The organism is uncultured Desulfovibrio sp. (assembly GCF_902477725.1).
Classification (GTDB): Bacteria; Desulfobacterota; Desulfovibrionia; order Desulfovibrionales; family Desulfovibrionaceae; genus Desulfovibrio.
On the sequence record NZ_CABSIF010000001.1, the window covers coordinates 327,547 to 342,075 of the forward strand.

Sequence of the window (14,529 nt, forward strand, 5' to 3'; positions counted from 1 at the left end):
GCTTGATAAAAGCGCGTTTGGCGCGGACTTATTCCCGCTCAAAAAGCGATTTCTGGATCAGCGCGTCCGCACGGTCATCGGCCCCGCGCAGGGAATCATACGCCTTTTGCAGGGCATCGGGCCAATCCGCATCGCTCACATCGCTGATAAACAGCAGGGTCAGGTCGCCCTCAGTGGACACGTCCGCATGGGTCATGCCCCTGCCGGACATGGCCTGGAACGTCCAGCCGCCGCCATCGTCAGCCTTTGAAGGCGCAGTGCCTTTAAGCCTGGCCGACTGCTTTTCGGAAAACTGTTTGGGCGTCAGATTGCCGGTTTCCGCCTTGGTAAAAATACCAATGGAAAAAAACGAATCCTGCCCGCAGGAAACGGTTACAATGCTTTCTTTTTCTGTTGCCGAGCACTTGGCGGGCAAGTCTATGCTGAAATGGTTAAATTTTTTTTCCGCAGCGGCAGCCGCCCCGCACAGGCCCGCCAACAGCACACAGGCCATCAATGAACCCAACAGCGCATATTTCATGGACAAGCTCCTTGAAATGTCCGCGCAGTGCGCGGTATTTTTCGGGCAGAAGTATCGCACAAGCAAGGGCGGCTGTCTAGAACAGCCGCCCGCAATACTCATAACGGATGCGTTTTGTTAGCTATTATTGTCAGAACGCGTTAGTGCTCGCAATATGGCTAACGCTGCCCCTAAAACTGATAAAGAAAGACCGGGCTGCTGGAAGAAAAGCTGCCCAGTGCGCTCAGGTCAACCCCAAGCATGGTTTTGAGGCTGCGCGGCAGCCAGCCGCCTTCCTTGGGCCGGGTCACAAGCTTGCGCTCCGCTGGTACGCCGCACTGCTCAGAAAGCCAGGCCAGAGCCGTCTGCTGCCCGCCCAGTTCGTCCACCAATCCAAGCTGCACGGCCTCCCGCCCGGTAAAAATCTTGCCGCTGGCAAGCGCGGCGGCGCGGGCATGCTCCATATGCCGCCCATCGGCTACGATATCCACAAACTGCTGGTGCATGTCATCCAGCACTTTTTTAAAATAATCGCGCTGTTCGGTGCTCAGCGGACGCATGTAGGAGCCTGCGTCTTTGTAGGGAGCTGTGGTTATGGTCTCTTGCCCCACGCCGATTTTGCCCATAAGGCCCTGCAACTGCGGGATGTCCATGCGTACGCCAATGGAACCTGTCACGGTAGAGGCATTGGCAAACACGCGCGACCCCGCCATGCTGACCATCAGCCCGCCCGAAGCAGCCAGGGAACCCATGCTGACAGCCACGGGCTTTTTTCGGGCCAGCTCGCGCACGGCGCTATAAATTTCCTGCGATGCCGCAGCGCCTCCGCCAGGCGAATCCACGCGCAGCAGCACACCCGCGATCATGGGATCGCGCTCCACCTTGCGTATCCACTCAAGGGCAGGTTCCGGGTCCATGATGGGGCCGGAAACAGACACGAGGGCTATGCGCTGGCCGCTCATGAGGCCGTTGCTGCCAAGGGCGGCGCCAAATACGCCGACACCTGCCAGCAAAAGTAGTATAATCCCCCAAAAGACGACAGGATGCCGTTTGCGGAACGGACGACGCAGCAGATCCTTCCATACGGTTGCCGGTACCTGCGCCAGCGGGCAGGCGCAGGACTGTCCCCCAGATGGCGATGCGGATGACGCAGCGGATGAAGACGCGGGAGTAGCCGCAGGAATGGCAGCGGACGTGGCTTCAGCATGACCAGCTTCGCTGGCGGCAGACATGGACAGGGGTTGATCTGTATTCAATGAAAATTCCTGATTGCTCATAACGCTCTTTGACCTGACTGTAGTTGTGATGGGCCTTGGCCCGATGGTGGGAAAATTCGCAGGCTGACGGCGCTATCGGCGGGGATGGCCGCATGGCCTGTTCAATGGCTTGGGAAATATTTTATGGCAAGGGGCTGGGCACACGGTTGGGCTGACGGCAGAGACCGGAGACTGGCGCGGAGCGGGATTATTCACGCAGGTTCGTACGGCGGCAAGCTATTTGCATGGTTCATGGCGCGCATGACTGCCCAGGGGAGCCTGTACTTTTCAGGCTCAGCCTGATGATCTGTTGCACTGGCGCGCCCCGCAAGGTGCAGGGCGCGCCTTTTATTCTCAGCGTTGCATGGGTTCAGGCCAGAATTCTGCAGCCATTTCGCGCAGCTTGAACTTCTGGATCTTGCCGCTGGCAGTAAGCGGGAACCCTGTTATTGTTTTGATGTACTTGGGTATCTTGTACCACGACACCTTGCCGCGACAAAAATCACGCACATCTTCCGGCAGAATTTCCACACCGGGGCGGGGAATGATAAAGGCCGCGACCTCTTCGCCGTACTTGCGGCTGGGAACAGCCACTACCTGCACGTCCAGGACGCCCGGCATGCTCATAAGAAATTCCTCAACCTCACGCGGATAGATATTTTCGCCGCCACGGATAATCATATCCTTGATGCGGCCCGTCACGCGCAGGTACCCGTTTTCGTCCATAACTCCCAGATCGCCGGAATGCAACCAGCCCTCGGGGCTGATAGCCTTGGCCGTGTCTTCGGGCATATTGTAGTAGCCCTTCATGACATTGTAGCCGCGGCAGAGAATTTCACCCACCTCACCGCGCGGCAGTTCCTCGCAGGTATCGGGGTCGCCCACGCGCACTTCAATGCCGGGCATGGCGCAGCCCACAGTTTCGCAGCGCAACGCCAGGGGATCATGAATGTCTGACTGGGTCATCACCGGCGAGCCCTCCGTAAGGCCGTAGCAGATGGTGATTTCCGTCATGTTCATGTCGTCCACCACGCGGCGCATGAGCGGCTCGGGGCAGACGGAGCCGGCCATGATGCCGGTGCGCATGTGTGAAAGATCAAAGCGTTTGAACAGCGGATGCTCCAGCTCGGCCAAAAACATGGTGGGTACGCCGTACACGGCAGTGCAGCGTTCGCTGTCGAGCGCAGCCAGCACCTTGAGCGCGTTGAACGACTCGAGGATAACCATGGTCGCGCCGTGATTCACTGCGGCAGATACACCCAACACACAGCCAAAGCAATGGAACAGCGGCACAGGCAGACAGACCCTGTCTTCCGGGCCGAAATTCTGGTGGCGGCCAATCCAGTACCCGTTCAGACCCACGCCCACGTGGGTCAGCATGACCCCGCGCGGAAAGCCCGTGGTGCCCGAGGTGTACTGCATATTGATGACATCCCACGGCTGGAGCTGGGCCTGGCGGGCGGCGTATTCCGCCTCGTCCACCATGACGGAAAGGGAGAGTATTTCCGGCACGGAGTACATACCCCGGTGCTTTTCCGCCCCCAGAAAGCACACGCGCTTGAGATGCGGCAGGTTCTTGCACGCAAGCCTGTCGCGCGACTGCAAACGCAGCTCCGGCGCAATGCGGTAGAGCGTGTCCAGATAGTCGTGGTCGCGCACGCTGTCGATAAGAAAAATATTCTCGCACTCAGAGTGGGTGAGCAGATAGCGCAGCTCGTGTTCACGATAATTGGTGTTTACCGTAATCAGTATCGCGCCGATTTTTGCCGTGGCGAATTGCAACGCCACCCAGTATGGCACGTTTGTAGCCCATACCGCGACCTTTTCGCCCTTCTGCACGCCAAGAGCCATCAAACCCTTGGCAAAATCGTCCACCAGAGCGCCAAATTCGCTCCAGGTCTGACGATAGTTGCGGTCAGGGTATACCAATGCTTCATTATCGGGAAAGCGCGCCACTGTGTGGTCAAGCACCTGCCCCAACGTCCATTCGCGCAGTTCAAACTGCGCCTGACGCTCACGAACTTTTTCTTCCATGCATCCTCCCAAAGGCGTGTTGCGGCTGGTGGCCACTGTTACGCGGTGTGCGGCCTGAAGGGCTTTGGGTCGCGCCTTAGTGCAGGCCAACAGAAAATAAACATGCCCTAGGGATTGTAGGTCACAGCCAGAAATTCCACAGGCTCGTCGCCAGCTGCGCCCACGTAATGCGGCACAATGGAATTGTAGTAAATTGTTTCGCCGGGCTTGAGCACACGGGTTTCGCGGCCATAGACCACAAGCAGCTCGCCCTTGAGCACGCAGATAAATTCCTCGCCCTGATGCGAGGTGGTCTTGCGTTCACCGCTCTCGGGAAAAATGCGGATATGGAAGGGTTCCATGTTGCGGTCGTTCTTGCCCTTGGCCAGCGCATGATAGGTATAGCTGGGGCGGGGGACGCGCCCAGTGTGCAGCGCTTCATCGGCCTCGGCCTCGCCATTGATGCTGCTCACCACCGGGTCGCGCGAAAACTGGTCGTCCAGAAAAGTGCCAAGGCGCACTCCAAGAGCGCGGGCCACCTTCTGCAGGGGGCCGATGCAAGGATAGATGGCGTCTGACTCCAGCTTTTCAAGATAGTCTTCCGTAAGGCCCGTATTCTGGGAAAGAGTTTGCAGGTCAACTTCGCGTTCTTCGCGAAATCCACGGATGCGGGAACCAATGGTACGCACGGGGGGCATAGACGCTCCTGATTGCCGGATATGCCGGGTTGGATGCCGCTCTGGCAGGATGACGTGGCGGCAAGCAACCCACTAAATACCGAAAAGCCCGTGCGCTCGCAAGCAAACATGCGCTGTTGAGCGGTCATACAATCCCCCTGCTGACACATTTTGCTCTTTGCGCTATGCTGAAAAGCATGAGCAAACAACCGATGGTCAGAAGGGCCTTTGTGGCCTCCGGGCAAGTGCAGGGCGTGGGTTTTCGCCCCTTTGTCTACCGCCTCGCCGCCGAGGGCGGGCTCACAGGCACTGTGGGCAATACCTCTGAAGGCGTGCGTATGGAAATGCAGGGCGCAGAGGCGGAGGTGCAGCGCTTTGGCCGCCGCCTGCGCGCCGAACTGCCGCCGCTGGCACGGCTGACCAACGTGGACGAACACTACCTGCCTGTTGTGGAGGACGAAACAGCCTTCCGCATTGTTCCCAGCTCAGGGCAGGCAGCGCACAGCGTGCTCGTAAGCCCGGATATGGGCGTATGCGCCGACTGCCTTGCCGACATGCGCGATCCGGCCAATCCGCGCTACCAGTACGCCTTTACCAACTGCACCAACTGCGGGCCGCGCTATACCATCACGCGCTCCATTCCCTACGACCGCGCCGTCACGTCCATGAGCTGTTTTCCGCTCTGCCCCCGGTGCAGCGCGGAATACGCCGACCCGGCAGACAGGCGCTTCCATGCTCAGCCCGTGGCGTGCCCCACGTGCGGGCCACGCCTGTGGTTTGTGAATGCGGCTGCGGCCAGCAAGGGACAAACTGCGCCGACCGCAGAAAATCAGCAGCAAGCGCTGGAACAGGCCGTGCAGACCCTGCTCCACGGCGGGATTCTGGCGCTCAAAGGTCTGGGGGGCTTTCAACTGGCCTGCGATGCGCGTAATGCCCAAAGCCTGCAAGAGCTGCGGCGGCGCAAAACACGCCCGCACAAACCACTGGCCCTCATGGTTGGCGATCTGGCAACAGCCCGCGCCCTGTGCGACCTTACACCGGAACACGAGGCCCTGCTGCAAAGCCCGGAAAAACCCGTTGTTCTCTGCCCCCGCCGCAGCACGCCGCAACATGGCGCAGCCATTCAGAATGATGCCGCCTATTTGCCGCACGAGGTAGCCCCTGATACTGGCAAGATCGGCATCATGCTGGCGTACACGCCCCTGCATGCCGTACTTTTTAGCCGCCTCGCAGAATGCACGGCTTTGCCGCCCGTGCTTGTCATGACCTCGGCCAACGCCGGGGGCGAGCCCATTTGCCTTGGCAACCGCGAGGCTCTGGCCCGGCTTGCCCATCTGGCGGACGCATGGCTGCTGCACGACCGGGATATTCTGGTGCGCGTTGACGACAGCGTGGTGACGCTCCAGCCGAGCCTGCCCGGTGCGGATGCGCACGGCACGTCTGCGCCCGCAAGCCAGCTTGCGGAACCGCTGTTCTACCGCCGCGCCCGGGGCTATGTGCCGCGCCCGGTTTTTCTGCCCAAGGCGGAGCAAAACGCCCCTTGCGTGTTGGGAACCGGAGCAGAGCTTAAGGCCACCATCTGCCTGACGCGGGGGGCCGAGGCCTTTGTGGGCCAGCACATCGGTGACCTGGAGAATCCCGCCACTCTGAGTTTTTATGAGGAGGTGGCCGCGCATCTGGAAAAGCTGCTGGAGGTACGGCCTGAGGCTCTGGTGTGCGATGCGCACCCCGATTTTCTTTCCACCCGCTATGCCGAGGCCCGCGCAGAGCGCGAAGGCCTGCCCCTGTGGCGTTTGCAGCACCACGCCGCTCATGCCGCTGCGGTGCTGGCCGAAAACAGCCACTACGGCCCGGCCCTGGCCCTCTGCCTTGACGGCACCGGCCTTGGCGATGATGGCACAGTCTGGGGTGGAGAACTCCTGTTCATGGAACTTGAACAGGCCCAGTGGCACAGGGTGGGCCGTCTGGCCCCCTTTGCCTTGCCGGGCGGAGATGCGGCGGTGCGCCAACCCTGGCGCATTGCGTTGGCCCTGCGCAATCTGTGCGAGCAGGCAGAAATTCCGCTTCCGTCACTGCACACCCCCTGGCTGCCGGAACAGACGCAGGCCGCAGCCGCAGTGACAGAAATGCTGCGGCGCGGCATCAACTGCCCGGCCACGACCAGTTGCGGACGCCTCTTTGATGCAGTGGCCGCGCAATTGGGACTGTGCCTTGATACAAGTTACGAGGGTCAGGCCGCCATCCGCCTTGAAGATGCCGCCAACCGGGCCAATGAGCATGTACGCACGGCGCTGGAGGGCAAGGCGCGCGACAAGGACGTTGCCACATTGATCTGGCCCGTGGGTATTGCGCTTCAGCACGATTTACTGGAACTGGACAGCGCAGGCCTGTTTGCCCACGTTGCGCAGGCGCAGGCGCAGGGAATGGACGCCACAGAAGCTGCGGCGCGTTTTCACCTCAGCCTTGCGCGGGCGCTGGCAGGCATGGCGGGCCGTGCGGCCCGCAAACTGGGCGTGAACTGTGTGGGCCTCACCGGCGGCGTATTGCAGAATACCACGCTGGCGCGGCTGCTGCCGCTGGCGCTGGCGGAGCAGGGCCTCACAGCCCTCACCCACCATGAACTGCCGCCCGGAGACGGCGGGCTTTCCCTCGGTCAGGCCGTGTGGGGCAGAAGGATGCTGGCAAGGGCGAAAAACTGATGCATGCATGGCGGAAAAGTCAGCAAGACAAACCTGCTGACAGAATCTGCACCTATTTGAATCCGGCTATGGCTCTGCCCTGCTTGAGAACAATGCGCCCCAGCGGCAGATCCCGCCACCAGAGGCCGGCCGCGCGTCCACTCAAACCTGTCTGGCGGCTTTGCCCGCTCAACAGGGCTGTAATGTCGACCACATCGTCCAGCACCAGATTGGAGGCAGCATCCGGCGGCGACTGCATGAGCACACGCAGGCGCGGCGCGGCATCCAGCGTACCGCCGCAGAGCTTGCCCAGCAATGAACCCTGCCATACGCAGCCGGGGGGCAAAAGAGCCGTGGCTTGAGGCGGCACAAAGCGTACATGCTCGCCATACAGCACCGCTCGCCCTGGGGGCAGCAGGTCAGGGTTGCAGGTGGCGCCCACAAGGCTTTCCGGCGGCAACGGACTGCCCGAAGGACGTTCAACCGGCTTTCCCGCTGGGCCATCATCGCGATTACGCCCGATACGCCGTCCATTGCGCTGGCCCGCGCTCTGCATCCCGGAAGGAACGGTAGCAGACGCTTCAAAAACGGTTTCTTGCGGCTCAGACCCATTGTTTTCAAAGGGCAGAGCCGCCGCATTCGCATCGCCCGGTTTGCGGAAAAGGGCCACATAAAATCCCTGAGCCTGCGAGCGCGCGCCGTCCACGCGCAAGGTGCCTTCGCCGCCGGGCAGCTCCTCCCACACGAAACCGGGGATGGGATCAAGATGTTCGCGCTCCAGCCCCAGCTCCTGCTCGGCAAAGCGCACCTGCGCCTCGTTTTCATCCACATTGGTCGTACAGGTGGAATACACCAGCCGCCCGCCAGGCCGCAGTAACGAGGCGGCGTGACGCAGCAGACGGCGTTGCAGCCCGGTGAGACTGTCGAGCTTGTCGCCCTGCCAGAGCTTGAGCACCTGCGGGTGTTTTTCTGCGGTTCCCCAGCCGGAACAGGGGGGATCAAGCAGTATGGCGTCCCATGAACCGGGCCGCAAAGGCAGGGCATCTCCGCTATATGAACAGGTGGCTGCCTGTATCAGATTAAGCTGGTGCAGATTGGCCCGCAGGGTGCCAAGACGCGTGGGCGAAGGCTCGTTGCCGAGCACAAAACCATTGCGCCCCACAAGCTGGGCCAGAAAGCCCGTCTTGCTGCCGGGGCTTGCGCACATGTCGAGCACTGCGCTGCCAGCAGATGGAGCCAGCGCCAGCGGCGGCAACATGGACGAACGGTCCTGTATATAAATGTAGCCGAAAAATGCAGCCAGCGAACCGCCAAGCGGGCGCGGCTCGGCCACAAGGCGGCGGCACAGGGGAGAAAAAGGTTCCGGCTCAAAATCATACCCCTGAGCTCGCAGCAGGGCCTCCACAGCGGGCACCTGTTCCGGGGCGCATACCAGGCGAAAAGAACGGATAAGAGTTTTCGGCATGGCGGCATATTATTGACAGTACGCCCTTCCCGCAAGGAATTTATCTGTTGCGGCGCGCTCCACGGGCTCCTTGCGTCTTGCACGGCGCTGCAAGTGTGCGTATAGTGCGCCAGTGCGGACGTGCCGGGCTGCATTTGACAGTCGGTACCGGTTGACCGCCACAACGGCCCGTGGCCGTACTTTACCGGGTATTTGCGTGAATACTCAAGGAGAATGGAATGAAATTCGCCATGCGACTGACTTTTTCGGTCTGCCTGATGCTCGTCGCCGTTGCTGCGGGCGCTGCCAGCGCCGCCGCTAAAAGCGCTGTGGTATTGCCCTTTGTGGTCAATGCCCCCCAGAGCTACGCTTACCTTTCCAAGGCTGTTCAGGCTACCATTCAGGGACGCCTTGACCGCCCTGGCGTGCTTGAAGCCCGTGCGGGACAGAACAAGGCCGCCAGCCAGGCAGAAGCCCAGCAGGCGCTCCGCTCTTCTGGTGCGGACAACGCCATCTGGGGCTCCGTGAGCGTCATGGGCAACGACTGCACCATTGTTATGAACAGCGTGGACAAGGCAGGCAAAACCTGGAGCAAAACCGCCCAGGCTCCTGTGAGCGAACTGACCACTTCTGTGCAGAACCTGACCTCGGCCCTGAGCCAGGAAGTTTTTGGTATTTCCTCCGCAATGCGCACCCCCGGCTCCACCGCGTCTGGTTCCCCGCGTGGCGCAACCGCCAATGGCGACATCGTCACCAACGAAACCGGTCAGCAGCAGGTGTACCTGAACCCGCAGTTCCGCTATCAGGGCGCTGGCGCTGAAGATGGCTCCCGCCTGCGCACCCAGCGCTTGGGTTACAACATGGTCGACATGGCCGTGGGCGACTTTAACGGCGATGGCAAGAATGAAGTCGCCATCCTGAGCGATCATGATCTGCGCATCTACAGCTGGCCTGCCAACGGTCAGCTCAAGCTGCTTGGCGAAACCGTGGTTTCGCGTTCCAACAACAACTTCTCCATGCGCGCCATCGACCTCAACCGCGACCGCAGCATGGCTCTTGTTGTGACCACCACCGAAGAGTCGAGCAACCGCCCTTACTCCTTCATATACAGCTTCAAGGGCAACAAGTTCACCACCATTGCCGACCGCATTCCTTACTATGTGAGCGTCATGCGTGTGCCCCCCACCTACAGCCCCACCCTCGTGGGTCAGGCGTGGGATTCGCTTAAGCTCTTTGCTCCCGGCGTGCGCATCATGACCAAGCAGGACGGCAAGTTTACGCTTGGCACCCGTCTTGACCTGCCCACCGGCGCCACTGTGTTCAACTGCGTGTGGATGCCCGCCGGCAAGAACGGCAAGGGTGAACAGCTTGTCATGCTGACCGACGATGAGCGCATCAAGCTCTTCCAGGGCCACGGCAACAGCCTGATTTACACCACCATGGAACGTTATTCCGGCTCTGCTACGGGTATGGATCACTACAAGGGCATGCCCGGTCTGGGCGTGGACAAAACCTACCAGTTGCCCAGCAAGTACTACGCCCCCATGCGCCTCATCGCTGCCGATATCGGCAATACCGGCGACTACACGCTGCTGGTCAACAAGCCCATATCCACTGCGGCGCAGTTCTTTGACCGTTACCGTTTCTTCCCCCAGGGCGAAGTTCATGCCCTGTACTGGGACGGCGTGGGCCTTGGCCTCAAGTGGAAGACCCGCCGCATCCGTGGTTCTGTTGCGGAAATTGACCTGGCTGACGTGAACAACGATGGCATCCTTGATCTGGTGGTGGGCCTCAACACCTCCCCCGATCTCGGCATCGGCAGCCGTCAGTGCATGATTACCGCCTACCCCCTGGACGTTTCGGCCACCAATCCTAACGTGCCTGCGGACTTGAGCGACTTTGAAGTAAGCCCCAACTAGCGGGGTAAACGGCCCTTCGCCAACGCGAGGGGCCGTTTTTATCTGCGGCGCAGAGCTGCGGATATGGAGCAACGGCCCTGCCGCGGCTCTGGCAATAGCCAATTTAAAGCGGCAAAACCCACTGGGGTTTTGCCGCTTTATAACCAGCTTACTGAAACGGAAAAGTTTTTGGAGTAAGGAGACAGCATGCGCATCCTTGTGATCGGCTCCGGTGGCCGCGAACACGCCCTGGTTTGGAAAATTCTGCAAAGCCCCGAAGTCAGCGCCATTTTTGTTGCGCCCGGCAACGGCGGCACCAGCAGCGAAGGGGCCGTTAACGTGCCTGTGGCTGTGGACGACCTGGACGGGTTGCTGGCCTTTGCGCGCAAGGAGCACATAGACCTGGTGATTCCGGGCCCCGAACTGCCCCTGACACTGGGCATTGTTGACCGCATGCGCGAAGCTGGCATTCCCAGCTTTGGGCCGGATGCCTATGGCGCACGCCTTGAAGGCAGCAAGGCCTTTGCCAAGGAAATCATGAACCGCGCCAAAGTGCCCACCGCCCATTGCGAAGTGTTCAGCGATGCGCAGGCGGCCCGCGACCACATCAACAAGGTGGGCGCTCCTCTGGTCATCAAGGCGGACGGCCTCGCCGCGGGCAAGGGCGTCATCATCGCCCAGACCGTGCAGGAAGCCCTGGACGCCATTGACGAGATCATGACCGAGCGCGCCTTTGGCGATGCTGGCAACCTTGTGGTGGTGGAAGAATGCCTTGTGGGCGAAGAAGCCTCCTTCCTCTGCGTATGCGACGGCACCCGGGCGGTTCCCCTGCCCTCGGCTCAGGATCACAAGCGAGTGTTCGACAACGACGAAGGCCCCAATACCGGCGGCATGGGCGCTTACAGCCCCGCCCCGGTGCTGCCCGACAGCATGCTTGAAGAAATGGCCGACCTCACGGTGCGGCCCATCCTGCGCGAGCTTGCCAAGGACGGACATCCCTTTGTGGGCGTGCTGTACGCGGGCCTGATGATGACCGCCGATGGCCCCAAGGTGCTGGAATACAACGTGCGCTTTGGTGACCCGGAATGTCAGCCCCTGCTCATGCGCCTTGACGGCGACCTGCCAGCCATCATGCTGGACGCTGTACGCGGCAAGCTTGACCCGGTAAGCCTCGGCCAGACCAGCCAGACCGCGCTTGGGGTTGTGATCACCGCCAAGGGGTATCCCGGCTCCTACGCCAAGGGTTTGTCCATCGAAGGTATTGAAGACGCGGACAGCGTACCCGGCGTAAAGGTTTTTCACAGCGGCACTGCGGTTAAGGACGGGTCGCTCGTTTCCAACGGCGGGCGTGTTTTGTGCGTCACCGCGTTGGGCGACAGCCTGGCTGACGCGCAAAAGGCCGCCTATGCCGGTGTGGCCAAGGTGCGCATGCAGGATGGTTTTCATCGCACCGACATTGGCGAAAAAGGCATCCGCCGTCTGGCCGGAAAATAGCAACAAACTGATTTTGCAAGGATATTCCGGCGCTCTGCGCCGCACCACAGGAAGGAAGACTATGCCGCAAGTAGTCATTTTGATGGGGTCAAAGTCTGACGAAGAAAAGGTCAGCCCCTGCGTAGACGTTCTGAAAAGCCTTGGCGTGAGCTGCGCTATCACCGTCAGTTCCGCGCATCGAACCCCTGAGCGCACCGAAAAACTGGTGAGCCAGTACGAAGCCGAAGGCACGAGCGTGTTTATTTGCGCCGCAGGCATGGCCGCGCATCTGGCTGGAGCCGTGGCCGCCCGCACCACGCGCCCAGTGATTGGTATTCCTGTTTCCAGCGCCGCCCTGTGCGGTATGGACGCGCTTTTTGCCACTGTGCAGATGCCTCCCGGATTCCCGGTCGCCACCGTTGCCACCGACAAGGCTGGCGCACGTAATGCCGCATGGCTGGCCGCCCAGATTCTGGCCGTGTCCGACCCTGCGCTTAACGAACGCATTGCCGAAGCCCGCGCCAAAATGCGCGAAGAAGTGGAAAAAGCCGGGGACGAAATTAGCCGCAAATACGCCTAGCGTAGTAGCCTTGACAACAGGGCTGGTTCTTGCGCTGTATTTTGTCCATTGCTTTGATTCGCAGTGGAAACCCACGGTACGCACATCACAAAACCATAAATGCCCGCAAGCTTAACTTGCGGGCATTTATGGTTTTGCCGGTTGTTGCTGAGGCAGCGAACAGACAGGCAGATTGATTACACAGACGCCTCTGCACCGTACGCAAGGCCAACAGAGCACACCCTGTTGCGTCCCTCCTGTTTGGCGCGGTACAGGGCTGTATCTGCCGCCAGAATAAGGGCATCGCAGATTTGAGTGCTTTCCATGCCCTGCGGAGCACCCGGTTCAAATACTGCGGCGGCAACGCCAACGCTAATTGTCACATTTATGACAGTGCCGTTGAATGACACCTCCATCATGGCCGCAACCTGCCGCAACCGCTCAGCGAGCGCCACGTTCTCATCCTGCCCCATACCGGACAGCAGTACAGAAAATTCCTCGCCGCCATAGCGGCCAAGCAAGGCTTTGTGGCCAAGCGTGTCTTTCAGAGCTGACGTGACGCCACGCAGGACTTTGTCGCCCGCCATATGCCCATATTCATCGTTGACGCGTTTGAAATGGTCGATGTCCAGCAGCATAAAACCGAGCTTGCCGCCAGCCTCCCGGCAGCGGTCAATCTCGCGCTGAAAGGCCTCCATAAAAAACCAGCGGCTGAACACCTGGGTCAGCGCGTCCTGTGACGCGATACGCTGCATTTTTTCAAGCAGTTCCTTGCTCTCGGTCATGTCGTACAAGGAGACAATGAGGCCGGAATCTTTTTCAGACGCGCCAACCCTGGCGCAGGAAGCCTTGTAAAAACGCAGCCCACCCGCAACCGGCAAAGCAATCTCCATTTCCTCATTCTGCACAAGCGCCGCCACATCAAGAGAACTTTGTTCAGGAAACACATCCCTGACAGCCAGCCCCACAGCATCCTCTGACAGGGCCGGAAGAATGGACACGGCGCTGTCGTTGAAATCCACCACGCGCAGCTTGTCGTCCAGCACCAGCACGCTGGCGCTCATGGTCTTGAAGACCTTGTCGCGCGCTATGGGCACGAGGTCGAACATGCGCAGACGGGACATGGCAAAGCCGCTCAGCGGCAGGGCCGCCGAGAGAATGAAGGGCTCAATGTCAATGCCGTAGGGCGCAAAGCCAAGAGTCTGCAAAAAATTGCCTATCCAGAGGCTCAACGCGCCAATAAAGATGGTTTTTGCCTGCCGCCTGCGATAGCCCGTTGCTTTGCCGTAGGAGAAGGCAAATAAGGCCAGCCCGGCAAAGGCAACCAGCATCTTGTAAACAAAATCAACATAATACCACCAGCCTTTCTGCGTTACCGCCACAGGGAAGAGGCCGCTGGCATCTACTGCAAAGGTTTTATAATGGAGATGGTGATACTCATTGGTGTAGAGCATCGCAATAGTCGTCAGCGGCACCACAAACAGCAGGGCCATCACAGCCTTGCTCTTTATTGAATAGTTATTGTAATAAACGGCAAAAAGAAACCAGAACACTGCGATGAGCGGTGCCCCCAGGTATTCAATTTTTAAGGAAAGATAGATTGTTTCAGGCGTGCTTGATGCAAGCTCGAAAATGTACCCGACCGTGTACATGAAAATAGACATGAACAAAAACAAAAAGGCCGCATACCCGTTTGAGCGCGCTATTCTGGACGAATAGCAAACAGCATAGAGCATGCCCGCGCACGATATACTCAGAAAAAGAATACAGGCAGCTCTTATGATCACTGACTATGCCTTATACTATTCACCCTGTGAGCGTGCCAGCTGCAACTGTCCTTGCGGGCGCAGCTGGGCATTCAAAATACACTGCGGAAGCGGAAAAACACAGCCCGCGCCCGTGCACAATTTTGAATATCCGATATTTTTTATCTGTGTCCCCACGAGCTGGCAAGCCGTGGGTCTCCGGCAGCAAACAAAAACTCCGGGCCTGCCTGAGCAGACACCGGAGTCCTTGCAACAATCAAACCAAC

At 59.8% G+C, this 14,529-nt stretch carries 10 protein-coding genes; 4 read left to right on the forward strand and 6 right to left on the reverse strand.

The annotated features are described in order from the left end of the window. Positions 1 to 28 precede the first annotated feature (28 nt). The 4 genes from RDK48_RS01350 to RDK48_RS01365 all read right to left on the reverse strand — a co-directional run bounded on the left by RDK48_RS01350 (position 29) and on the right by RDK48_RS01365 (position 4,466). Positions 29 to 520 carry a hypothetical protein gene (locus RDK48_RS01350; protein WP_298993862.1) on the reverse strand — a complete coding sequence of 164 codons (492 nt, stop codon included), beginning with the start codon at positions 518 to 520 and terminating at the stop codon, positions 29 to 31. Positions 521 to 690: 170 nt separating this feature from the next. Continuing rightward, a complete protein-coding gene (gene sppA / locus RDK48_RS01355; protein ID WP_298993864.1) occupies positions 691 to 1,755 on the reverse strand; it encodes a signal peptide peptidase SppA in 1,065 nt (354 codons plus the stop codon). A 354-nt stretch (positions 1,756 to 2,109) separates the two neighbouring features. Continuing rightward, positions 2,110 to 3,789 carry an AMP-binding protein gene (locus RDK48_RS01360; RefSeq protein ID WP_298993866.1) on the reverse strand — a complete coding sequence of 560 codons (1,680 nt, stop codon included), beginning with the start codon at positions 3,787 to 3,789 and terminating at the stop codon, positions 2,110 to 2,112. Between the two features lie 107 nt (positions 3,790 to 3,896). After that, positions 3,897 to 4,466 carry a helix-turn-helix domain-containing protein gene (locus tag RDK48_RS01365; RefSeq protein ID WP_240825337.1) on the reverse strand — a complete coding sequence of 190 codons (570 nt, stop codon included), beginning with the start codon at positions 4,464 to 4,466 and terminating at the stop codon, positions 3,897 to 3,899. Between the two features lie 176 nt (positions 4,467 to 4,642). On the opposite strand from RDK48_RS01365, the gene hypF reads away from it, so the two are divergent. Then, positions 4,643 to 7,144, forward strand: coding sequence for a carbamoyltransferase HypF (hypF, locus tag RDK48_RS01370; protein WP_298993869.1), 2,502 nt, complete (start codon positions 4,643 to 4,645; stop codon positions 7,142 to 7,144). A 52-nt stretch (positions 7,145 to 7,196) separates the two neighbouring features. Here hypF and RDK48_RS01375 read toward each other — a convergent pair whose 3' ends face one another. Continuing rightward, a complete protein-coding gene (locus RDK48_RS01375) occupies positions 7,197 to 8,588 on the reverse strand; it encodes an RsmB/NOP family class I SAM-dependent RNA methyltransferase (RefSeq protein WP_298993871.1) in 1,392 nt (463 codons plus the stop codon). Between the two features lie 218 nt (positions 8,589 to 8,806). Here RDK48_RS01375 and RDK48_RS01380 point away from each other — a divergent pair, with 218 nt between their 5' ends. The 3 genes from RDK48_RS01380 to purE all read left to right on the forward strand — a co-directional run bounded on the left by RDK48_RS01380 (position 8,807) and on the right by purE (position 12,518). Continuing rightward, positions 8,807 to 10,486: a VCBS repeat-containing protein gene (locus RDK48_RS01380; RefSeq protein ID WP_298993873.1), complete on the forward strand. Its 1,680-nt coding sequence runs from the start codon at positions 8,807 to 8,809 to the stop codon at positions 10,484 to 10,486. A 186-nt stretch (positions 10,487 to 10,672) separates the two neighbouring features. Beyond that, on the forward strand, positions 10,673 to 11,959 hold the full coding sequence (gene purD, locus RDK48_RS01385; protein WP_298993875.1) for a phosphoribosylamine--glycine ligase: 1,287 nt from the start codon (positions 10,673 to 10,675) through the stop codon (positions 11,957 to 11,959). A gap of 61 nt (positions 11,960 to 12,020) precedes the next feature. Further along, positions 12,021 to 12,518, forward strand: a complete 498-nt coding sequence (gene purE, locus RDK48_RS01390; RefSeq protein ID WP_298993877.1) for a 5-(carboxyamino)imidazole ribonucleotide mutase — start codon at positions 12,021 to 12,023, stop codon at positions 12,516 to 12,518. A 176-nt stretch (positions 12,519 to 12,694) separates the two neighbouring features. Here the strand turns inward: purE and RDK48_RS01395 are convergent, their stop codons facing one another. Then, positions 12,695 to 14,284: a histidine kinase N-terminal 7TM domain-containing protein gene (locus RDK48_RS01395; protein WP_298993879.1), complete on the reverse strand. Its 1,590-nt coding sequence runs from the start codon at positions 14,282 to 14,284 to the stop codon at positions 12,695 to 12,697. Positions 14,285 to 14,529 lie beyond the last annotated feature (245 nt).